At 65.7% G+C, this 22,250-nt stretch carries 19 protein-coding genes; 10 read left to right on the plus strand and 9 right to left on the minus strand.

The genetic code is table 11. From position 1 onward, the window contains the following. The first annotated feature begins 43 nt into the window (after window positions 1-43). The 8 genes from ACWPWT_RS18855 (at window position 44) to ACWPWT_RS18890 (ending at window position 8,228) form a co-directional block, all read left to right on the plus strand. The gene (locus tag ACWPWT_RS18855) at window positions 44-1,246 is read left to right on the plus strand and encodes a hydrolase (protein WP_454280946.1); all 1,203 of its coding nucleotides are present in this window, start codon (window positions 44-46) and stop codon (window positions 1,244-1,246) included. Further along, entirely contained in the window at window positions 1,243-2,262 is a 1,020-nt protein-coding gene (locus ACWPWT_RS18860; protein ID WP_454280947.1) for an arginine N-succinyltransferase, read from the plus strand. The genes ACWPWT_RS18855 and ACWPWT_RS18860 overlap by 4 nt, the downstream gene beginning before the upstream one ends. A gap of 5 nt (window positions 2,263-2,267) precedes the next feature. Further along, window positions 2,268-3,521: an N-succinylarginine dihydrolase gene (locus tag ACWPWT_RS18865; protein ID WP_454280948.1), complete on the plus strand. Its 1,254-nt coding sequence runs from the start codon at window positions 2,268-2,270 to the stop codon at window positions 3,519-3,521. Between the two features lie 39 nt (window positions 3,522-3,560). Continuing rightward, window positions 3,561-3,779, plus strand: coding sequence for a hypothetical protein (locus ACWPWT_RS18870; protein WP_261267895.1), 219 nt, complete (start codon window positions 3,561-3,563; stop codon window positions 3,777-3,779). Between the two features lie 49 nt (window positions 3,780-3,828). After that, window positions 3,829-4,728, plus strand: a complete 900-nt coding sequence (gene cysD, locus ACWPWT_RS18875; RefSeq protein ID WP_454280949.1) for a sulfate adenylyltransferase subunit CysD — start codon at window positions 3,829-3,831, stop codon at window positions 4,726-4,728. Further along, entirely contained in the window at window positions 4,728-6,641 is a 1,914-nt protein-coding gene (gene cysN / locus ACWPWT_RS18880; RefSeq protein WP_454280950.1) for a sulfate adenylyltransferase subunit CysN, read from the plus strand. The genes cysD and cysN overlap by 1 nt, the downstream gene beginning before the upstream one ends. After that, window positions 6,638-7,369, plus strand: coding sequence for a 3'(2'),5'-bisphosphate nucleotidase CysQ (locus tag ACWPWT_RS18885; RefSeq protein ID WP_261267898.1), 732 nt, complete (start codon window positions 6,638-6,640; stop codon window positions 7,367-7,369). Before cysN ends, ACWPWT_RS18885 begins: the two co-directional genes overlap by 4 nt. 148 nt (window positions 7,370-7,517) lie before the next feature. Further along, window positions 7,518-8,228 (plus strand): ZIP family metal transporter, encoded by a 711-nt coding sequence (locus ACWPWT_RS18890; RefSeq protein ID WP_261267899.1) that lies wholly within the window; start codon window positions 7,518-7,520, stop codon window positions 8,226-8,228. Window positions 8,229-8,285: 57 nt separating this feature from the next. Here ACWPWT_RS18890 and ACWPWT_RS18895 read toward each other — a convergent pair whose 3' ends face one another. The 5 genes from ACWPWT_RS18895 to ACWPWT_RS18915 all read right to left on the minus strand — a co-directional run bounded on the left by ACWPWT_RS18895 (window position 8,286) and on the right by ACWPWT_RS18915 (window position 12,227). Further along, a complete protein-coding gene (locus ACWPWT_RS18895; protein ID WP_454280951.1) occupies window positions 8,286-8,804 on the minus strand; it encodes a YciE/YciF ferroxidase family protein in 519 nt (172 codons plus the stop codon). Window positions 8,805-8,821: 17 nt separating this feature from the next. After that, a complete protein-coding gene (locus ACWPWT_RS18900) occupies window positions 8,822-9,604 on the minus strand; it encodes an SDR family NAD(P)-dependent oxidoreductase (RefSeq protein WP_454280952.1) in 783 nt (260 codons plus the stop codon). An 11-nt stretch (window positions 9,605-9,615) separates the two neighbouring features. Next, window positions 9,616-10,791, minus strand: a complete 1,176-nt coding sequence (locus ACWPWT_RS18905) for a zinc-dependent alcohol dehydrogenase (RefSeq protein ID WP_454280953.1) — start codon at window positions 10,789-10,791, stop codon at window positions 9,616-9,618. Then, entirely contained in the window at window positions 10,788-11,378 is a 591-nt protein-coding gene (locus tag ACWPWT_RS18910) for an SRPBCC family protein (RefSeq protein WP_454280954.1), read from the minus strand. The genes ACWPWT_RS18905 and ACWPWT_RS18910 overlap by 4 nt, the downstream gene beginning before the upstream one ends. 129 nt (window positions 11,379-11,507) lie before the next feature. Next, window positions 11,508-12,227 (minus strand): Crp/Fnr family transcriptional regulator, encoded by a 720-nt coding sequence (locus ACWPWT_RS18915; RefSeq protein WP_454280955.1) that lies wholly within the window; start codon window positions 12,225-12,227, stop codon window positions 11,508-11,510. 512 nt (window positions 12,228-12,739) lie between these two features. On the opposite strand from ACWPWT_RS18915, the gene ACWPWT_RS18920 reads away from it, so the two are divergent. Next, on the plus strand, window positions 12,740-13,930 hold the full coding sequence (locus tag ACWPWT_RS18920; protein WP_454280956.1) for an amino acid aminotransferase: 1,191 nt from the start codon (window positions 12,740-12,742) through the stop codon (window positions 13,928-13,930). Between the two features lie 108 nt (window positions 13,931-14,038). On the opposite strand, the gene xylA is transcribed toward ACWPWT_RS18920, so the two are convergent. From xylA to ACWPWT_RS18935, 3 genes are read right to left on the minus strand one after another with little or no spacing between them, the layout of a single operon-like run. After that, complete coding sequence (gene xylA, locus ACWPWT_RS18925; protein ID WP_454280957.1) at window positions 14,039-15,361, minus strand: xylose isomerase; 1,323 nt, start codon at window positions 15,359-15,361, stop codon at window positions 14,039-14,041. A gap of 1 nt (window position 15,362) precedes the next feature. Further along, window positions 15,363-16,811 (minus strand): xylulokinase, encoded by a 1,449-nt coding sequence (xylB, locus tag ACWPWT_RS18930; RefSeq protein ID WP_454280958.1) that lies wholly within the window; start codon window positions 16,809-16,811, stop codon window positions 15,363-15,365. A 9-nt stretch (window positions 16,812-16,820) separates the two neighbouring features. Then, window positions 16,821-17,960 carry a glycoside hydrolase family 43 protein gene (locus ACWPWT_RS18935; protein WP_261267908.1) on the minus strand — a complete coding sequence of 380 codons (1,140 nt, stop codon included), beginning with the start codon at window positions 17,958-17,960 and terminating at the stop codon, window positions 16,821-16,823. A 350-nt stretch (window positions 17,961-18,310) separates the two neighbouring features. On the opposite strand from ACWPWT_RS18935, the gene ACWPWT_RS18940 reads away from it, so the two are divergent. Further along, on the plus strand, window positions 18,311-19,381 hold the full coding sequence (locus ACWPWT_RS18940; protein ID WP_454281009.1) for an alpha/beta hydrolase: 1,071 nt from the start codon (window positions 18,311-18,313) through the stop codon (window positions 19,379-19,381). A 45-nt stretch (window positions 19,382-19,426) separates the two neighbouring features. Here the strand turns inward: ACWPWT_RS18940 and ACWPWT_RS18945 are convergent, their stop codons facing one another. Continuing rightward, complete coding sequence (locus tag ACWPWT_RS18945; protein WP_454280959.1) at window positions 19,427-22,111, minus strand: glycoside hydrolase family 3 C-terminal domain-containing protein; 2,685 nt, start codon at window positions 22,109-22,111, stop codon at window positions 19,427-19,429. Between the last annotated feature and the right edge of the window lie 139 nt (window positions 22,112-22,250).

The raw sequence follows: 22,250 nt of genomic DNA on the forward strand, positions 1-22,250 counted from the left end.
CGCGGGGTTCACCTGCCCCCCTTCCATGGCCTAGGCTGTCGTCATGGACAGTCTGAACAGGATCGAACGGGACGCGGTCGCGTCCGCCGCCGCTTACCCCATGCTGGCGCTGACCGAGCAATGGTCGGCGATCAACAGCGGCACGCGCAACCTGCCCGGACTGGCGATCATGGCCGACCATCTGGCGGAACGTTTCGGCACATTGCCCGGCGTCCTGACCATGGTCGCGCCCGACCCGGTCGAGCGGGTCGGCCCCGATGGACGCCCGGTGCCGATCGAGCATGGCCGGCACCTTCATCTCTCGGTCCGCCCCGACGCGCCCGTGCGGATGCTGTTCACCGGCCATATGGACACCGTCTATCCGGTCGACCATCCCTTTCAGGCGGTAACGCGGATCGACGCGAACCGGCTGGGCGGGCCCGGCGTCGCGGATATGAAGGGCGGGCTGGCGGTGTTGCTGGCCGCGCTTCACGCGGTCGAGGAGAGCCCGCTGGCCGATCGGCTGGGCTACGACGTGCTCATCAATTCGGACGAGGAAACCGGTTCCGCCTCGTCGGCGGCGCTGATCTCCCGACTGGCGGCGGGCAAGGTCGCCGCGCTGACCTATGAGCCTGCGCTGCCCGACGGCACGCTGGCGGGCGCACGGGGCGGCACCGGCAACTTCACCATCGTCGTGCGCGGACGCAGCGCCCATGCGGGCCGCAATCCCGAGGAGGGCCGCAACGCCCTCGTCGCCGCCGCGCGCATCACGCTGGAACTTAGCCGGTTGGCGGCGGAGGACATCACCGTCAACCCGGCGCGGATCGATGGCGGCGGGCCGAACAATGTCGTGCCCGACCTCGCCATGCTCCAGGTCAATTTCCGCCCGCGCGCGCTGGCGGCGATCGAGCGGACCGGCCCCGCGATGCAGGCGATCGCAGAGCGTATCGCCGCCGAGCATGAGGTGGGCGTCGAAATCCATGGCAGCTTCAACCGACCGCCCAAGCCGATCGACGACGGCGCGGCGGCGTTGTTCGAGACGGTGCGTAGCGCGGGTTCCGATCTGGGCCTGTCGATCGGCTGGCGGGCGACCGGCGGGGTATGCGACGGCAACAATATCGCGGCGGCGGGCGTGCCGGTTGTCGACACCATGGGCGTTCGCGGCGGCGCGATCCACTCGCCGGACGAATATATGCTGATCGACAGCCTGGCCGAGCGGGCGGGCTTGTCCACCCTGACGATCCTGCGCATCATCGGTGCCGCATGACCAGCTTTCGCATCCGTGCCGCCGTCGACAGCGACCTTCGTCACCTTTACGAAATGGCCAAGCTGACCGGCGGCGGCTTCACCAACCTGCCCCCCGACCGCCGCGCGCTGACCGCCAAGCTGGCGCGCAGCCACGAGGCCTTCGAGCGGGAGTCGGACGGCGGCATCGAGGACGAGCTATTCGTCCTGATGCTGGAGGACCGCGCCACCGGCGACGTTCGCGGCACCTGCCAGATCTTCACCCGTGTCGGGCAGAAACATCCTTTCTACAGCTATCGCATCGGCACTCTGACCCAGCATAGCCGCGAACTCGACCGGACCTTTCGCGCCGAGATGCTGTCGCTGACCACCGACCTGGAGGGCGCGAGCGAGGTGGGCGGATTGTTCCTCCACCCCGGCGAGCGGGCGGGCGGCCTGGGCCTGCTGCTTGCCCGCAGCCGCTATCTGTTCATGCGCGCCAACCGTGCGCGCTTCGCCGACCGGGTGCTGGCGGAGCTTCGCGGCGTGATCGACGAGGCGGGGGGATCGCCTTTCTGGGATGGGCTGGCGGGCCGTTTCTTCGGAATGAACTTTCAGCAGGCGGACGAATTCAACGCCATTCATGGGCACCAGTTCATCGCCGACCTGATGCCCAAGCACCCGATCTACACCGCCATGCTGACCGAGACGGCCCGCGCCGCGATCGGCCTGCCCCACCCGTCGGGCCGCGCGGCGATGCGGATGCTGGAGAATGAGGGGTTCGCCTTCGAACATTATATCGACATCTTCGATGGCGGTCCGACCATGACGGCGCGGACCGATCAGGTTCGGACGATCCGCGATGCGCGCGAAAGCAGGGTCGTCGGTATCGACGTCCATTCAGGGCGCGAGGCTCTGGTCGCGGCCGGGCGGCTGGCCGACTTCCGCTGCGCCTTGGGCGAGATACGCGACGGGGACGGCGGAGTCATCGTCTCCGAAGACACCGCGCGGACGCTCGACCTGTCGGTCGGCGACACCGTCCTGCATATCGATCGGTGAGGATCATGCTGAAAGAGATCAACTTCGACGGCATCATCGGCCCCAGCCATAATTATGCCGGGCTCAGCCATGGCAATCTGGCCGCCACCCGCAATGCGGGCAGGACCTCGCATCCCCGCGCCGCCGCGTTGCAGGGGATCGCGAAGATGCGCGCCAATCTCGCTTTGGGATTGGTGCAGGGTATCTTTCTGCCGCATCCGCGCCCCGATCGATCTTGGCTCGAACGACTGGCGACGGATTATGACGCCGCCGGCCCGGTGCTCAAGGCGCAGGCGCTATCGGCCTCGGCGATGTGGGCGGCCAATGCCGCGACCGTTTCCCCCGCCCCCGACAGCCGGGACGGGCGGTGCCACCTGACCGTCGCCAACCTTCTGACCATGCCGCATCGCAGCCATGAATGGCCCGCGACCCTGGCGCAGCTTCGCCTCGCCTTCGCCGACCCGGCCTTTGTCGTGCATTCGCCCGTCCCCGCACCGTTCGGGGACGAGGGCGCGGCGAACCATATGCGGCTGTGCTCAGCGCATGACCGGCCGGGCGTCGAGGTCTTCGTCTATGGCGAAACCGGCGGCCCCTTCCCCGCGCGCCAGCACCGCCAGGCCTGTGAGGCGGTGTCGCGCGCGCATCGCCTGTCCCCCGACCGCGTGCTGTTCGCGCGCCAGTCGGAGGCGGCGATCGCGGCGGGCGCCTTTCACAACGATGTGGTCGCCGTCGCCAACGAGCGGGTGTTGTTCGCACACGAACAGGCCTTTGCCGACCCCGCCCGTCTCTATGCCGATCTGCGCACCATCATGCCCGAGGTGGAGATCGTCGAGGTTCCCGCCGCTCGCGTCAGCCTGGAGGACGCGATCGCATCCTATCTGTTCAACGCGCAGCTCGTGACCCCGCCGGGCGGCGAGCCGACCCTGATCCTGCCGCAGGAAGCGCGCGACAACGAACCCGTCTGGTCGTGGTTGCAGGACCATGTCGCGGGCAACGGCCCGATCCGGCGGCTGGAGGTGGTGAATGTCCGCGAGTCGATGGCGAATGGCGGGGGACCGGCCTGTCTTCGCCTGCGCGTCGTGGCCGATCCCGCGACGATCGATCCGCGCTTCCTGGTCGATCCTGCCCGGCTCGACCGGATCGCCGCGGTCATCGAGGCGCATTGGCCCGAATCGATCGACCCGGACGAGATCGACGATCCGGCGCTGATCCAGCGGATCGAAACGGCGCGCACCGCACTGCTCACCGAACTTGACTGTCTCATATTGGCTTCGACTTGACGCTTGGCCTTTGGGTCGTGCGGTGGTGTAACCGTGCCCATGTGGTCCCGCATCGTCGCCCTGTTCACGATCAAGACGAAGTTCGAGGCATTTCTCGTCATCTATGGGCTTGGGCTCGGCGCGGTCGAGCGGGGGATGCATTATCTATCGGCCTATCCGGGCTGGCCGGGCCGGATCCTGTTCCTTGCCTGCCCCATCGCGGTGTTCATGGCAGGGTCCCGAATCCTGGACTCGCTGGAGCGGGACTATCGTGATTGACAGGATAAGTTGGTCGCACGGTTCGCTGGCGACATTATCTGACAATCCGATGACTGGCCTAACTTACCTCCAACGCCTCGAAGCCGAGAGCATCCATATCCTGCGCGAAGTGGTCGCCGAGACGGAGCGGCCGGTAATGCTCTATTCGGTGGGCAAGGATTCGGCGGTGATGCTGCACCTTGCCAAAAAGGCATTCTTCCCGGCACGCCCGCCCTTCCCCCTGCTCCATGTCGACACGACCTGGAAGTTCCGGGCGATGTACGAACTCCGCAACCGTGCGGCCGAGGAAGCGGGCATGGAGCTGATCGTCCACCGCAATCCGGAGGCCGAGGCACTGGGGATCAACCCTTTCGACCATGGCAGCCGCCACACCGATATGTGGAAGACCGAAGGGCTCAAGCAGGCGCTGACCGCTGGCGGCTATGACGCGGCCTTCGGCGGCGCACGACGCGACGAGGAGAAGAGCCGCGCCAAGGAGCGCGTCTTCTCCTTCCGCTCGGCCGCGCATGGCTGGGACCCCAAGGCACAGCGCCCCGAATTGTGGAACCTCTACAATAGCCGCATCCACAAGGGGGAGAGCATCCGCGTCTTCCCGCTGTCCAACTGGACCGAACTCGATATCTGGCAGTATATCCTGCAGGAAGGCATTGAGATCGTGCCGCTCTATTTCGCCGCCCCCCGCCCGACGGTGGAGCGCGACGGGATGCTGTTGATGGTCGATGACGACCGCTTCCAGTTCCGCCCCGGCGAGGTGCCGGTGGATCGCTCGATCCGTTTCCGCACGCTCGGCTGCTACCCGCTGACCGGCGCGGTGGAAAGCGAGGCGGCAACGCTGTCCGAAGTGATCCAGGAGATGCTGCTGACCACGACGTCGGAGCGACAGGGGCGTGCGATCGATCACGATCAGGCCGCCAGTATGGAGAAGAAGAAGCGCGAGGGATATTTCTGATGACCGCCTATCAACCCGATGCGCTGATCGCCGCCGATATCGACGCCTATCTCGCCACCCACGCCGCCAAGTCGATGCTGCGCTTCATCACCTGCGGCTCGGTCGATGACGGCAAGTCGACGCTGATCGGGCGGCTGCTCTACGATTCCAAGACGATCTTCGAGGATCAGCTGAGCCAGCTCGAGGCGGACAGCCGCCGGGTCGGCACGCAGGGGCAGAATATCGACTTCGCGCTGCTGGTCGACGGCCTCGCCGCCGAGCGCGAACAGGGCATCACCATTGACGTCGCGTACCGCTTTTTCGCGACGGAGAAGCGCAAGTTCATCGTCGCCGATACGCCGGGCCACGAGCAATATACCCGCAACATGGTGACGGGCGCCTCGACCGCCGACCTGGCGGTAATCCTGATCGACGCGCGCAAGGGCGTGCTGACCCAGACGCGGCGGCACAGCTATCTGGCGCATCTGGTCGGGATCAAGGAGATCGTGCTGGCGGTCAACAAGATGGACCTGGTCGGCCATGACCAGTCCGTCTTCGACGCCATTGTTGCCGACTATGCCGCCTTTGCGAAGACCATCGGGATCGAACACTTCAACGCCATCCCTCTGTCTGGGCTGACCGGCGCGAATGTGACCACGCCTTCACCCGACATGCCCTGGTATGAGGGCCCCGCGCTGCTCCCGCATCTGGAGACGGTGGCCATCGACGGCGACCGCGCGGTGGCCGCGTCGTTCCGTATGCCGGTCCAGTGGGTCAACCGGCCCGATCTCGATTTCCGCGGCTTTGCGGGCCTGATCGCCAGCGGTCGGGTCAGCGTCGGCGACCGCGTCCGGATCGCGCCCTCGGGTCGCACGACCAGCATAGCGCGGATCGTCACCTTTGACGGCGACCGCGAAGAGGCGATCGCGGGCGAGGCGGTGACCTTGGTGCTCGCGGAGGAAGTGGACTGCTCGCGCGGGGACGTGATCGCCGCGGCAGAGGACCCGCCCGAAATCGCGGACCAGTTCGTCGCCACCATCGTCTGGATGGCCGATGCGGCCATGGTGCCGGGGCGCAGCTATTCGCTCAAGCTCGGTACGCAGCTGGTCGGCGCGACCGTCCAGCCGCCGCGTCATGTGATCGACGTGAACAGCCAGGAACAGCGTCCCGCCGACACGCTGGCGCTCAACGATATCGGCCTGGCAGAGGTCTATGCCGATCGCCCCATCGTGTTCGAGCCCTATGTTAAGGGCAGTGCATTGGGCGGGTTCATCCTGATCGACCGTGCCACCAACGCGACGGTCGCGGCAGGGATGATCGACCACGCACTGCGCCGCGCCCAGAATGTCCATTGGCAGTCGGCGGTCATCACCCGCGAGGCCCATGCCCGGCAAAAGGGCCAGACGCCCAAGGTCCTGTGGTTCACCGGCCTGTCGGGATCGGGCAAGTCGACCATCGCCAATCTGGTCGAGCAGAAGCTCCACAGCATGGGCCGCCACAGCTTCCTGCTGGACGGCGACAATATCCGCCATGGCCTGAACCGCGACTTGGACTTCTCTGAAGCCGGGCGGGTGGAGAATATCCGCCGGGTGGGCGAGGTTGCCAAGCTGATGGCGGATGCGGGACTGATCGTGCTCACCGCCTTCATCTCGCCCTTCCGGGCCGAGCGGGACATGGTCCGCGCGCTGCTTCCAGCGGGCGAGTTCCTCGAAATCTTCGTCGACACGCCGCTGGCCGTGGCGGAGGATCGCGACGTGAAGGGCCTTTATGCCAAGGCGCGCGCGGGTGAGATCGCCGAGTTTACCGGCATCTCCAGCCCCTATGAGGCCCCAGAGCGACCCGAGATGCGGATCGACACGACCAAGGAGACGGCGGAGGAGGCGGCCAGCCGGATCGTCGAGCGGGTCCTGGGCATCTGGAGTTACGACCTGTGAGCGACGCCGAACTAGCCCGGTCGGTCGCCGTCGAGGCCGGCGAACTGCTCAGGCACCTGCGCGCTTCGAGCGGGCTGGAGGGTAAGGCATTGGGGGCGCTGGGCGACCGGGACGCCAACATGCTGATCCTCGATCGGCTGCGCGCCGCACGACCGGACGACTTCATCCTGTCCGAAGAGTCGGTCGACGACCGCGCCCGCTGCGCCGCGCGGCGGGTGTGGATCGTCGATCCGCTCGACGGAACCCGCGAATATGCTACCGGCTCGGACGAATGGGCGGTCCATATCGGACTGGCAATCGATGGTAGCCCGGCACTGGGTGCGGTGGCGGTGCCCGACCGGCGTCAGGTTTTCGCGACCGACGACCTGCCTCCCCGACATGACCCCTGCCCGGTCGGACTGCGCGTCGTCGTCAGCCGCAGCCGGGCCCCCGACATCGCACGCTGCGTCGGCGACCGGCTGGGCGCGACACTGATCCCGATGGGTTCGGCGGGCGCGAAGGCGATGGCCGTGGTCGAGGGGCGTGCCGATGTGTATCTGCATGACGGCGGGCAATATGAATGGGACAATTGCGCGCCCGCCGCCGTCGCGCTTGCCGCCGGCCTTCACGCCTCGCGGATCGACGGACGACCGCTCGTCTATAATTGTGAGAATCCGCTGCTCCCCGATCTGCTGATCTGTCGGCAGGAGGTCGCCGGACTGGTCCTCGACGCCATCGCCAAGGGGTAAGGCGTTTGCGCCTTGGCCGTCATGATCCGTGTTATGTCACCGGCATTTCCTGGGCGCGTGACCTTGTAACGTCACATGGGCTGGTCCATGGGCGTGCGATGCTGCGGCCGTTACCCTATCCTGATGCCTTCGCGGGGCGGATCGCGCGATGACACTGATCCCCCTGGCGTTCGGCTTGGCGGCGATGATGGCGACGCTGGCGGGCGGGATGCTTGCGCTGCGTCTGCGCCACCGGATCGGCATCGTGCTGGGCGTCACCGCGGGGATCGTCGTCGGCGTCGCGCTGTTCGATCTGGTGCCCGAGGCGCTGGAGTTGGCGGGCGATCGCTGGGCGGTGCGACAGTTGATGGGGTTCACCGCCATGGGGTTGGCGGGTTACATGCTGCTCGACCGCGCGCTGGCACGGATACCGCGTACGGCAGCGGCGTCGTGGCGCGGCGATCTCGGCCCGGCAATGCTTTGCCTGCACAGCATGATGGATGGACTGGGCATCGGCCTGGCGTTTCAGATCGACACGGCGGCGGGCTGGATGATCGCGCTGGCGGTGCTGACGCATGACGTGGCGGACGGGGTGAATACCGTCAGCCTCAGCCTGGCCGCGCGATCGGAAGCGGCGGCGCGGCGCTGGCTGCTCCTGAACGGCGCAGCCCCGATGCTGGGTGTGCTGATCGGGCTGGGCATCTCCATCCCGGCATCGATGCTCGCCCCGCTGATGGCGCTGTTCGCCGGCGTCTTCCTGTATATCGGCGCGTGCGAACTGGTGCCGCGCAGCCAGTCGCTCGATCCCCGCTTCCGGACCAGCATCGCCACCATTGCGGGCATCCTGCTGATGCTGGGCGTCACCCACTTCGCCCATTGAAGCATCGCCGCCGGGGAAGGGTGTTCCGGCGACGATGCTCCCTTGACCGACAGGGTGTCAGGCGGATTCGGCGGCCTGCGCCGCTGCGTTGGTGCCGCCTTCGGCCATGCCGGTTAGCTTTTCGTCGGTCGCCTTCTCTTCGGCCAATGTCTCGTCGAGGATCGCCGCGCAGTCGCTGCGGCCCAACTGACGCGCCCAGGAGACCAAAGTGCCGTAGCGGGCGATCTCATAATGCTCGACAGCCTGGGCGGCGGCGATCAGCGCGGCGTCGAGAACGCGCTTGTCGGCGACTTCGCCCGCCACCTCATTGGCTTCCTTGATGATACCGTCGATCGCCGGGCAGGTGACGGCCTTCGGCGTCTCCCCATGCATTTCGAATACCTGTTCCAGACGACGGATCTGCCCTTCGGTTTCGCGCAGATGTTGCTCGAACCCCGCCTTGAGCTGCGGATCGGTCGCCTTTTCGATCATCTTGGGCAGCGCCTTGGTGATCTGATGCTCGGCATAATAAATGTCTTGAAGCTGATGGACGAACAGGTCGTTCAGTGTCGCGATGTCCTTGGTGAATAGGCCCATGATCCGTCTCCTCGAGGTTATTGGTCGGCCGAGCCGGGCTCAGCGATCTTGCGATGCGCTTCGGCCAGCACCGATTGCGGCACCACGCCGGCCCCGGCGACCTGCAGCTTGTTCTTCAATCCGGTGGTGATATGCCCCTCGCCCGCCATCATCGCGTCCCAGCCCTTGCGGGCGACCTCGGCAGGGTCGTCCTTTTTGCTCTGCCCGACATTGGTGTCGAGCATATCGGCGCGGGCGAAGAACTCGGTCTCGGTCGGCCCAGGCATCAGCGTGGTCAGGGTGACGCCCTTTTCCTCCTTCAACTCGTTGCGCAGCGCCTCGGTGAAGTTGTCGATGAACGCCTTGGTCGCATTGTAGATCGCGTTGAAGGGGCCGGGGATGAAGCCGACGATCGAGCCGGTGACCAATACCCTGCCCTCGCCCTGTCGGACCATCGCCGACAGCACGCGCTGAAGGATATAGACGGTGCCCGTGACATTGGTGTCGATCGACCGCCGCCAATCCTCCAGCGACTGGTCGAGGAAGGCGCCGCCCTTGCTGTTGCCCGCATTGGCGCACAACACGTCGATCCGCCGCCCGTCCGCCGCCGCGAGCAGCGTGTCCACGCCCTCCACCGTCGCCAGATCGGCCTCGACCGCCTGGACCCGTGCACCCTCGGCCGCCAGTTTGCTCGCGGCGGCATGGATGGCGGGCTCGTCCGCGACGATCAACAGGTCATAGCCCGCCTTCGCCGCGCACATCGCCAGGTGATAGCCGATGCCTGTCGAGGCACCGGTCACGATCGCGAATTTTTCTGCCATGATGCGTTTCCTTACTGACCGGGCTTCAGCACGATCTTGGTCACTTCATTCTGCTTGTCATGGAACATCCGATAGCCATCCGGCGCCTGTTCCAGCGGCAGGCGGTGCGAGATGAGGAAGGTCGTGTCGATCTTCTCCTCCATGATCGCGTCGAGCAGGCCGGGCAGGTAATGTTGGACATGGGTCTGCCCGGTCTTGAGCGTCAGCCCCTTCTGCATCACCGCGCCCAGCGGAAATTTGTCGACGAAGCCGCCATAGACGGCCGGCATCGACACGCGCCCGCCCTTGCGGCACGCCAGGATCGCCTGGCGGATGGCATGGGTGCGGTCGGTGCCCAGGAAGGTCGATGCCTTGATCTGATCGATGGCGTTGTCGACGAACAGGCCGTGCGCCTCCAGCCCGACCGAGTCGATGACGGCATCGGGCCCGATCCCGCCGGTCATCACCATCAGCGCATCATAGGTCGCGCTTTCCTCGAAATTGATCGTCTCGGCGCCGAACTGGCGGGCGAGCTCCAGCCGATGCGGAAAGTGGTCGATCGCGATCACCCGCTCCGCCCCCATCAGGAACGCCGACTGCACCGCAAACAGACCGACCGGGCCGCAGCCCCAGACGGCGACCGTATCGCCCGGCTCGATCTGGGCATTTTCCGCCGCCATCCAGCCGGTGGGCAGGATGTCGGAGAGGAACAGCACCTTTTCGTCGTCCACTCCCTCGGGAATGACGATCGGGCCGGTGTCGCTGAACGGCACGCGGACATATTCCGCCTGCCCGCCCGCATAGCCGCCGGTCATGTGGCTATAGCCGAACAGCCCGGCCATGGGATGGCCGTACAGCTCGCGCGCAATATCTTGATTGTCGGCAGGCAGGCCGTTTTCGCAGCCAGAATATTGGTGCTTGCCACAATGATAGCAGGAGCCGCACGCGATGGTGAACGGCACCACCACCTTCTGCCCCTTTTTCAGCGTCGAACCCGAGCCCGTCTCGACCACCTCGCCCATGAATTCATGGCCGAGAATGTCGCCCGACTTCATGGTCGGGATATAGCCGTCATAAAGATGCAGGTCGGACCCGCAAATGGCGGTTGCCGTCACCTTGATGATCGCATCGCGCGGATTGACGATTTCGGGATCGTCCACATTGTCGATGCGGACGTCATGCTTGCCGTGCCAGGTCAGTGCCTTCATGCGCCCTGCTCCTCAAGCTGTTTGGGGTTCATCGCGTTGGTCGCGACCTCGCCGGTCTCCATCAGCTGCTTGAAGCGCGCCAGGTCGCGGCGGACCTGGATATTGGGCTCGCGCTGAAAGAGTTTGGCGACCAGCTTGCCGATCACGCCTGCGGGCGGATCATAGAGGATGGTGGCGGAGACGACGGTGCCCCGGGCACCCGCGTCGCGAAAGGTCACCCGGCCCGAATTGGCGATATCGGCACCCTCGGCCGACGCCCAAGCGATCAGCGAACCTTCCGTCTCTTCGGTGACGATCGCATCCCATTCGACCGTGGCGCCACCCGGTGCCTTGACCACCCAATGGGAGCGCTTCGAATCAAGCACGTCGATTCGTTCGACATTCTCCATCACGCTGGCAAGGTTGGAAAAATCGCGCCACCAGGCGAACAGGTCAGCGGCGGAGCGGTTGATCGTCACCGCCCACGCCGCCAGAGTGTCGCCGCGATCCTCGATCGCTTCGTTCGTCGTGATCCTGACGGCGGCGGCGCTGTCTTTCAACGTGGACAGGGGCGCATCGTCATAGGGTCTGTCGGCGATGTCCGGCATAAGCCTTTCTCCTCATTCCTTGCCCCGGACAGCGTCGGATGAGGGTGGTTGTTCCTTAATTAATGATGTTTTTCCAATATCTTGATGAACATCAATGATCCATTGCTGCGGCCTGCACCGCCGTCGTGCCTACATACCGGACACTCGAATCAGCGCCCGGCCGACCTTGCGGGCCAGGCTCTTGGGGTCCGGGATCGTCATCGACCGCGACGACCAGATCAGATCGCCCGCCCGTCTCGCCGCCTGAAGCATCCGGTTCACATGCACCGCCGTCAGCCCCAGCGCATCCGCCAGCGTTTCCTGCGTAATCGGCAGTTCGAAACTGCGCCCCTGCGCCAGTTCGCCCATGGTCAGCCGCTCCTGCAACTCCAGCATGAGGTCGCCGATCCTCTCCATCGCGTTCATCCGGCCCAGCCGTGCGATCTGCGCCAGCAGAAAGGCCTCGTCCAGCGCATGGGCGACTGCATAGGCCTCGTCCAGCGCGGGGCTCGTCCCCCAGGCAGGCGGGACGCAGGTGGTGACTTCGGTTAGCGTGATGACGCTGGTTGGGGCGACCGGCTTCTGATGCTGGTAAAGCCCGATCACATCGCCCGGCAGCAGGAAGTTCAGGAATTGCCGCCGCCCATCGAGCAGGATGCGCACCCGCGCCGCCCAGCAGGACAGGATCAGGTGCGGGCTGGCAATATCCCGCCCCTCGACCATCAGGTCGCGACGGGGTCGGAACAGTTGCGGCCGGGCCATCGCGTCCAGCAGCGCGGACTCGGCGGCCTTGTCCAGGACGGCCAGCCGCGCGAGGCGACTAAATGCCGGCAGCGAATTCCCAAGCGGGCGAGCCAGGCCGTACATCATGGTTTTTTCTCCGCACGCGTGAAGCCCGCCCGATTCTTCCATCCCGGATGGGATAGAAACGGCGCCTTGTCTGTCCGAACATGCGAGATGGGTCGGCTAGGATTCATCGCAAACTATTCTCATCGCGCCGCCGACCCGTCAAGGTCGCACGGCGATGGCGATGACGCGACGCACGTCACCGAGACTGACAATATTGGGGGCTCGACGGAGCCGAACCTTTGGCAGTTCCCTGGATCAGCTTGCCATCACGGTCATGGCAGGCAGATTGAGCACCACCGGAGTTTTCCGTCCACAAGGTCTACGAACAACCGTGTGGCGTGCTCCATAATTCACATCAATATTACGCATTTTTCGAGCGTTAGGTATATTTTCGGGGCGGAGCGACCCGGAAATGCATTGCATTCGGACCTACGGCGCGGGCGTCCCGGCCCGTACCGCGCGTGGTGGATGAGACATTCCCTTTGTCCGAAGACGCCCTATGGTGCGCGCCTTTCCCTCCAAGAGGCCTTGCCATGCGTTTCGCGAACCTGACCCGCCAGCCCGACGATCCCTTGTTGCGGATCATCGGCCAGCACGCCGCCGACCCTCGCGCCGACAAGATCGACCTGGGCGTCGGCGTGTTTCGCGATGAGGAAGGTCGCACCCCGGTGATGACCGCCGTCAAGGCCGCCGAGACCCGCCTGCTCGCCGAACAGCCCAGCAAGTCCTATCTCGGGCCCGAAGGCGATACCGGCTTCGTACGTGCGCTGGGAAGGCTGGTGGTCGCAGACACCGTATCCGCCGATCGCATCGTCGGTCTACAGACCCCCGGCGGCACCGGGGCGCTGCGCCTCTGCGCAGAGTTGCTCGCCCGCGCCGGTGTGCCGCGTATCTGGATCGGCAGCCCGAGTTGGGCCAACCACGCGCCGCTGTTCCGCCAGGCCGGGGTCGAGCCTGCGATGATCCCTTGTTACGATCTCACCGCCCAGCTCTTCGATCTGGCAGGTTTTCTGAAGGGACTGGACGGCGCGGCGGCGGGCGATGCGGTGCTGCTGCACGGATGCTGCCACAATCCGATCGGGATCGATCCCGACGCCGCCGGATGGGCGGCGATCGCGGAGCATGTCGCGGCCCGGTCGCTGACGCCCGTGGTCGACCTAGCCTATCAGGGGCTGGGCGACGGGTTCGACCAAGACGCAGCGGGTGCGCGTACGATCCTGGCGGCAGTGCCCGAGGCGCTGCTTGCCTATTCCTGCGACAAGAATTTCGGCCTCTATCGCGAGCGGACCGGCGCGCTTTTCGCGCTGTCGCCGGACGCCGGGACCGGCGCGGTGGTGTTGTCCAACCTGTTGGCGCTGGCGCGGGCCAACTGGTCGATGCCGCCCGATCACGGCGCGGCGGTCGTCCGCCTCATCCTGGAGGACGAGGCACTGACCCGCGAATGGCGGGACGAACTGGAAACGATGCGGCAACGGCTGGAAGGCCTGCGCGCGGCGCTGGCGGCGGGCGGCCGGATCGGCGCGATCGATCTGGGCGCGGTGGCGCATGGCAAGGGTATGTTCGCGACGCTGCCCCTCTCGCCCTCGCAGGTCGAATGGCTTCGGGACCGCCACGGCATCTATATGGCCGGGTCGGGCCGGATCAACATCGCCGGCTTCAACAGCGCAGCGATCGGACGCTTCCATGCGGCGCTGCAGGACATGGCGGCGAACGGGGTGGCCTGAACCGCTCCCCTATAGGGGAATATAAACAGAAAAGGGAGCGCGTCCGGTTGTCCGAACGCGCTCCCTTTCATTGCGGGAAACGGGCCGGATCGACCGGCCCGCCACGCCTTACTTGCCCGAATGGACGATCCGGTTGACGAGATTCTCGATCCGCTCCTGACGGCCCGAACGCGGGCGGGGATCGACCGCCTTCTGCTCGGCGAGGTCCGCGATGCCGGCCAGGTCGAAGCCACCGATCTGCTGCCCGAACTCGCCGTCCCAACCGGCATAACGCTCGGCCTTGATCGCATCCAGACGACCGTCCTCGATCAGCGCGGCCGCGTTGAGCAGGCCCTTGGCGACGACGTCGATGCCACCGACATGGCCGTGGAACAGATCGACCGCATCCATCGACTGGCGGCGAACCTTGGCGTCGAAGTTGAAGCCGCCGGTGGTGAAGCCACCCGCGCGGATGATCTCCAGCATGGCCAGAGTCAGTTCCTCGACCGAGTTGGGGAATTGGTCGGTATCCCAGCCATTCTGGTGGTCGCCGCGATTGGCGTCGATCGATCCGAAGATGCCCAGCGCACCGGCGGTGGCGATCTCATGCTCGAAGGTATGACCCGCCAGCGTCGCGTGGTTCGCCTCGATATTGACCTTCACTTCATTCTCCAGGCCATAGGCCTTGAGGAAGCCGTACACGGTCGCCGTGTCGAAGTCATACTGATGCTTGGTCGGCTCGTGCGGCTTCGGCTCGATCAGGATGGTGCCGTTGAAGCCGATCTTATGCTTGTGCTCGACGACGAGGCTGAGGAAGCGGCCCAGATTGTCGAGTTCGCGCTTCATGTTGGTGTTGAGTAGCGTCTCGTAACCCTCGCGGCCGCCCCACAGCACATAGTTGGCGCCGCCCAGGCGATGCGTCGCCTCCAGCGCGTCGCGGACCTGCATCGCGCCGAAAGCATAGACTTCCGGGTCCGGGTTGGTCGCGCCACCGGCGGCGAAGCGCGGATGGCTGAACAGGTTGGCGGTGCCCCAAAGGAGCTTGCGGCCCGAAGAGGCTTGAAGCTTTTCGAGGTGATCAACCGCCTCGGCGAAGTAACGGCGATGCTCGGCCACGCCCTGCGCATCGGCCATCACGTCGACATCGTGGAAGCAGTAATAGGGCACGTCGAGCTTCGAGAAGAAGTCGAACGCGACCTCGCGCTTCTGGGCGGCAGCCGCGCTGTCATTGGCACCGGCATGCCAGGGGCGGTTGAAGGTGCCGCCGCCGAACACGTCCGAACCCGGCCAGCAGAAGGTATGCCAGAAGCAGGCGGCGAAGCGGAGATGCTCCTCCATCGTCTTGCCCAGCACGACGCGGTTCTTGTTGTAGAAGCGATAGGCCAGCTCATTGTCGCTGTCGGGGCCTTCGTAACGGATCGTCGGGATGTCGGCGAAAAAGTCGGTAGCCATATTAGGAATTCCTCGGAGTGATGCGGGAATAGCTGTCGCGGAAACGCGCGATCTTGGGGGCGAAGCGCTCGGCGAGCGCGGGGTCGGGAGCAATGGTGTGCGACACGGGCGGCGGTGCGCAGACTTCCTCCGGCGAGCCGCCATCGACCGCCAGTTGCGCCAGGCGTGCGGCGCCCAGTGCCGGTCCGACCTCGCCACCCTTCAGATAGACGAGTTCGACGCCGAGTGCCGCGGCCAGGGTCTGACCCCAATAGGAGGAGCGTGCCCCACCGCCGATGACGGAGAGTTGCGACAATTCGGTCCCGGCCTCGCGCAGCACCGACAGGCCGTCGGCCAGCGCGAACGCCACGCCTTCCAGCACCGCCTGCGCAAGACGTTCGGGGGTGGTGTCATGATCGAGGCCCAGGAACGCGCCGCGCACCTCGGCATCGTTGTGCGGGGTCCGCTCGCCCGACAGATAGGGCAGGAAGATTTCGGGGCCGCTCGCCGGGCCGACGCTTTCGGCCCGGGCGAAGAGCTCGGCGGCACCCGGCATACCGGTCAGCCGCGCGACCCAGTCGATGCACGCCGCCGCCGACAGATGCACCGACATCTGGTGCCAGACATTGGGCAGACAGTGGCAGAAGGCATGGACCGCCCCCGCCGGATTGGGACGGAATTCCCTGGTCGCGGCGAAGATCACGCCCGACGTGCCCAGTGACAGCAGCGCGTCGCCGTCCTTGACCACGCCCACGCCCGCGGCACCGGCGGCATTGTCGCCACCGCCGCCCGCGACCGGCACCTGATCGATGCCCCAGGCCTCGGCGACTTCGGCACGCAGACGGCCGGTCTGCGCCGTGCCCTCGACCGCCTGCGGCATCTGTTCGCGGGTCAGACCGGTGGCGGCGAGAATCTCGTCGCTCCATTCGCGCGCCGCCACATCGAGCCACAAGGTGCCCGCCGCGTCCGACACGTCCGATGCTTTCTCACCCGTCATCCGCAGCCGGACATAGTCCTTGGGCAGCAGCACGGTGCGGACCTGCTCGAAAATCTCCGGCTCGTGATGGGCGACCCATAGCAGCTTGGGCGCGGTGAAGCCCGGCATGGCCAGATTGCCTGCGATGCGATGAAGCGCAGGCGCCTTGGCCTCCAGTTCCGCACATTCGGCATGACTGCGCCCGTCATTCCACAGAATGCCCGGGCGCAGCGGCTGATCGTCCGCGCCCAGCAAAGTCGCGCCATGCATCTGCCCGGCCAGACCGATGCCGCGCACCGCCCGACGGACCGCCGGATCGATCGCGCGGACCGCCGCCGTCGTCGCCTGCCACCAGGCCTCCGGATCCTGTTCGGACCAGAGCGGCTGGGGGCGCTGCACGGTCAATGCCGCCGTCCCCTGCCCCACCACGGCGCCATGTTCGTCGAGCACCACGGCCTTCACGCCGGACGTGCCGATGTCGATACCCAGAAACATCCGCCGTCCTTACTTCACGAAGGGGTCGATGGTCGGGATCGTGCCGTCCGGGTTGAACTTCAGCTCGGTCATCTTGACGTTGCGCAGGTGGTTCTTGTTCGACAATTGCGTGTCGGCGTAGAACAGCCACCACTTGCCCTTCCACTCGACGATCGAGTGATGGGTCGTCCAGCCCTGAACCGGGCTCAGGATATGGCCCTTGTACGTGAAGGGACCATAAGGGCTGGTGCCGATCGCGTAGTTCAGGAAATGCGTGTCGCCGGTCGAATAGGTATAGTAATATTTGCCGTCGCGCTTGAAGACCCACGACGCCTCGAAGAAGCGGCGGTCATGATCGCCGCCCAGCACCGGCTTACCCTTTTCGTCGAGGATGACGACGTCGCGCGGCGTTTCCGCGAAGGTCTTCATGTCGGGATTCAGCTTGGCGATCTTGCCCGAAATGGCGGGCTGGTCGTCCTGCTTCAGGTCGGTGTCGCTGCCGTTCGGATCGTACTTGCCGTCCTTCCAGCGCTGAAGCTGACCGCCCCAGATGCCGCCGAAATACATATAGGCCGTGCCGTTCGCATCTTGGAAGACGGCCGGGTCCATCGAGAAGCTGCCGGGGATCGCCTCCGGCTCGGCCTTGAACGGGCCCATCGGGTCCTTGGAGGTCGCGACGCCGATGCGGAACGCGCCCAGGCCGTTGCGATCCTTGGTCTTATCGCGCGCCGGGAAATAGAGATAATAGGTACCGTCCTTATAGGCGGCGTCGGGGGCCCACATCTGCTGCGAGGCCCAGGGCACGTCCTTCACGTCGAGCGCAACGGGGCCGACGGTGACCGGACCACCGGGCTCGTCCATACGCAACACGCGATAGTCGCGCATGGCATATTGGTTGCCCAGATCGTCGTCCTTGGTCTCGGTCGGGATGTCGTGACTGGGATAGACGTAGAGCTTGCCGTCGTTCCAGACATGCGCGGACGGGTCGGCGGTGAAGATGTCGCGTACCAGCGGCTGCGACAGATAGTGGCGGCCATCGGGCGATGTCGGATTGGCGTCGTTCGACGCGGTGGCGGTGTTTCCCTGCGCCGCATTATCGGCCGTCTGCGGCGATCCACATGCCGCGGTGCCAAGCCCCAGAACCAGGCTGGCCATCATCAAGCGCTTCATCGCTTTCTCTCTCCCATTCGCCCCGTATCCAGGGCTTTGACGGCACGATAGCGCTATCAGCGGCGAGGATGCAAGGCCGGTTCGTCGTTTTCCGGGGACAGCTGTTCCGCATGGCCTTCGACTTCGCTCAGGCTGAACGGAGCGCGAGATCAGGGCGCCTCATCCCATCATCCGTTCAGCCTGAGCGAGGTCGAAGGCAAACGGATTCCCCCTCCGCGCCGACGCTTGACAATGCCAGCCCTGCCCTGTTCGTATCGCTATTCAGGCCCCGCTCATCCCGTTGCGGGTCGACCCTTCATAAAGACCGGCACGCTTATGCCGGCGCGATTTCAGGACAGAGGATGACCCGTATGGCCCTTCGCTTTTCGCCCTCTTGCTGGCTGTTCGCCGCCGGTGTCGCGCTGCTGCCGCTCGCCGCCCTTCCCGCGCAGATGGCGACGCAGACCCCCGCCACGGTGCCGGGGGCCAAGCCCGTCACGGTCGAGCGGATCAAGGTCCATTCGACCGCCATCGACGGCAATCTGGAGGGCAATAGCGCGGACCGCGACGTGATCGTCGTTTTGCCGCCCGACTATGCGAGGAACAAGGCCCGCCGCTATCCGGTCGTCTATGCGCTGCACGGCTATTCGATCGGTGCGGACCAATGGACCAAGGAAATCCACGTGCCCGCCTCGATCGAAGGCGCCTTTGCGCGCGGGGTGCCGTCGATGATCGTCGTCTTTCCCGACAGCAAGACGATGCACAACGGATCGATGTACTCCTCGTCGCAGACGGTGGGCGATTTCGAGCGGTTCATCAGCCACGATCTGATCGCCGCGATCGACACGCGCTACCGCACCATCGCCCGGCGCGAAAGCCGGGGCCTGGCAGGTCATTCGATGGGCGGATACGGCACCGCGCGGATCGGAATGAAGCATGCCGACATGTACGGCGCCATCTATATGATGAGCCCCTGCTGCCTGTCGCCGCGCGTGATGGCCCGGCCCGAAGGCACCGATGAAAAGTTGCTGAGCAGCCTTTCCTCGCCCAGCGAGTCCAAAAAGCTGAACTGGGGCCAGCGCGCGATGCTCGCCGCCTCGGCCGCCTGGTCGCCCAATCCGAAGAACCCACCGCTCTATCTCGACCTGCCGGTCAAGGACGGCAAGTTGCGCGAGGACGTCACCGCCAAGTGGCTGGCGAACACCCCCCTCGCCTTTGTCGACCAATATGTCGCGCCCTTGCGCAGCTATCGCGCGATCGCGCTGGATGTCGGGTCGCAGGACGGGTTGAAGGCCGATGCCCAGGCGCTGCACGATGCCCTGGATCGCTATGGCATCGCACACCGGTTCGAAATCTACGACGGCGATCATGTCAACCGGATCGGGGTGCGCTTTCAGGAGCAGGTGCTTCCCTTCTTCGGCCGGTCGCTGGTGACGAAATGATCCGGGCTTGTTCCTCTCCTGCAAGGGGAGGAACAGGCTGGCCGCTCAATCCGCGATGGGGCGGGTGCTATCGATCCGAAACGGTGCGCTGCGGGTCGGAACGCCCGTATCAGGCTGGCCCGAGCCGATCGAGACCCGATAGTCGCCCTTCATCACCATCCGCGTGCCATCGGTATCGACCGCGCTCAGGTCACGCGGAGCCAGGTTGAAGGTCAGGCTCCGCCGCTCGCCGGGAGCCAGATGAACCCGCTGGAACCCGCGCAGAGCGATGCGCGGTGCGCCCTCGAGCTTGGGGAAGTCGAGGTAAAGCTGCGCCACCTCGTCCCCTGCGCGGCGACCGGTGTTGCGCACCTCGGCGGTGACGGTCATGCTCCCGTCCGCGTTCGATCGGACCGAAAGCGGCGCATAGGCGAAGCTGGTATAGCTCAGCCCATAGCCGAACGGATAAACGGGCGTGCCGGTGAAGTAACGATAGGTCCGCCCCTTCATCGCATAGTCGCCAAAAGGCGGCAAATCCTCGACCGAACGGTAGAAGGTCAGCGGCAAGCGACCCGCCGGGTTGGTCTTGCCCGACAGGACGTTGCCGACCGCCAGCCCCCCGGCCTGCCCCGGATACCAGGCCTCGACGATCGCATCCGCATTGGCCTTGGCCCAGGCGAGGTTCACCGGGCTGCCGTTCATCAGCACCACCACCAGCGGACGCCCGGTCGCCTTGGCCTGTTCGAGCAACGCCTGTTGCTCGGCGGGCAGGTCCAGCGTCGTCTTGTCGCCGCCCTTGAAGCCGGGCACCGAGATCGGCGCCTCCTCCGCCTCCAGATCGGAGGTCAGGCCGACGACCGCGACCAGCGCGTCGCTTGCCTTCGCCGCAGTGCGAAGCTCGCCCGCCGGATCGTCGGACACGCGCTTCCAGACGAGGTTGATGCCGGTCAGGATGCGTGCCTCTGTCGTGACGGTGATCGGGTAGCGACGCCCCTTTTCCAGCGTGACGGTCCGCATCGTCGGCAGGCTGTTCCATGAAGCCTTGGTCAGATCGACGAAGGGCTGCCCCTCAAAGGTCATCGCCCCGTTGAAACCCGATATGCCCAGCCGATAGCGTCCGCTCTCCGGTGGAACGAGATCGCCGGTCCAGACCGCCCGGTGCACGTCGCGGACCGAGGACAGGTCCAGGCTGCGCGAGGCGGCATTGGCCTCGACACGGGTGACGACGGGGCGATCCTCGAACCGCGCAGTCTTCAGCCATTCGCCCAGCGCACCGGGGGCGAAGCGTTCTGGAATGCGGCCGACAACGTTGTAATAGCGGGCCAGCAGGCCGGGCTGCCCCTCTTCGGTCTGGAGCGCAGCGGTCGGAATCGGGTCGCCATCGGTGAAGGTCTCGGCGAAGGGCACATAGCGGATCTGCGCCCCCGGCATCGCGCGCCGCAGACCGTCGACCACGGAGAATGGCGGTCCCGACAGCGACGAGGAATAATTGCCGCGCAACACGCGCGTCGCATCGCCGAGCGGGCCGATTACCGCAATCCGGGCGCTGGGCTTCAGCGGCAATATGCCCTTGTTCTTCAGCAGCACCAGGCTCTTCTCCGCCACCTCCAGCGCAAGTGACCGATGCGCGGGCGTGTCGATGTCGGCGGTGGAACTGGTCTGGATCGATAGCGGACGCAGGCCGGGCAGGTCGCCCGTGCGATAGCGCGCCGCGAACAAGCGGGTCAGCGAGCGGTCGATGTCCGCGACCGAGATCAACCCGCGCGACAACGCCTCGCGATAGGGATTGGTCAGCCCGTCGGTATCGGTCAGCGTCGCATTGTTGCACTCGTTATCGACGCCCGCACGCATTGCGGCGGCAACCGCGCTGGCGGCGTCGGGAGCGTAATGATGATTGGCGGCAATGTCCTTCACCGCGTCGCAGTCGGACACGACATAGCCGCGAAAGCCCCAGCGCTCGCGCAGATAATCCTTGAGCAGCAGGTCGCTGCCGCAGGCGGGTTGTCCGTCGATGCGGTTATAGGCGCACATGATCGAACCCGCGCCGCCCTCTACGATCGCCGCGCGGAAAGCGGGGAGGTAGGTATCGACCAGATCGTGGCGCGAGACATAGACATTCGCCTCGTGTCGCGTGGATTCGGGGCCGCTATGCACCGCATAATGTTTGGGCGTCGCGACCACATCGATCCGCGTCGGGTCGGTGCCCTGCATGCCCCGCACGAAGGCCACGCCCATCTTCGCGGTCAGATACGGGTCTTCGCCATAGGTCTCCTGCCCCCGGCCCCAGCGCGGATCGCGGAAGATGTTGATATTGGGCGACCAGGTGTCGAGCCCGGTGCCGATCCGTCCCATTCGCCCCGTCTGGCGAGCGAGCGCGTGGAGCCCGCGCACCTCGCTGCTGATCACCTGAGCCGCGCGGCCGACCAGCGCATCGTCGAAGGTCGCGGCCAGCCCGACCGGTTCCGGGAAGTTGGTCGTCGGCACCGGCCCCAGGGCGCCGTGGAGCGACTCCGTCCACCAATTATAGGCGGGCACGTCCAGCCGGGCGATGGCGGGGGCGGTGTTGAGGAGTTGCGCCAGTTTCTCGTCGGTCGTCATGCGCGCGACCAGACGGGCTGCCAGTGCCTCGGCCTGCTCCACCCCGTCGGTCGCCGGACCCACCGTCGTTCCAACTTTCTGCGCTTGTGCGATGGCGGCCTGCGCTGTTGAAAGCGCCAGGACGGACAAGACCGATGCACGCCATGATCTCATGACAATCCACTCCCATGCTGTTTTTTGTTACCGTTATCAGCCGCGCGATGCCTGTCCAGCCGACAAATCCTCCGCAATCGATCGCTGTCGGTGGACAGCCGCGGATTAGTCCGACAAGATAGCGTTAAAACAGATTGGG

The organism is Sphingomonas sp. Marseille-Q8236 (assembly GCF_965112005.1).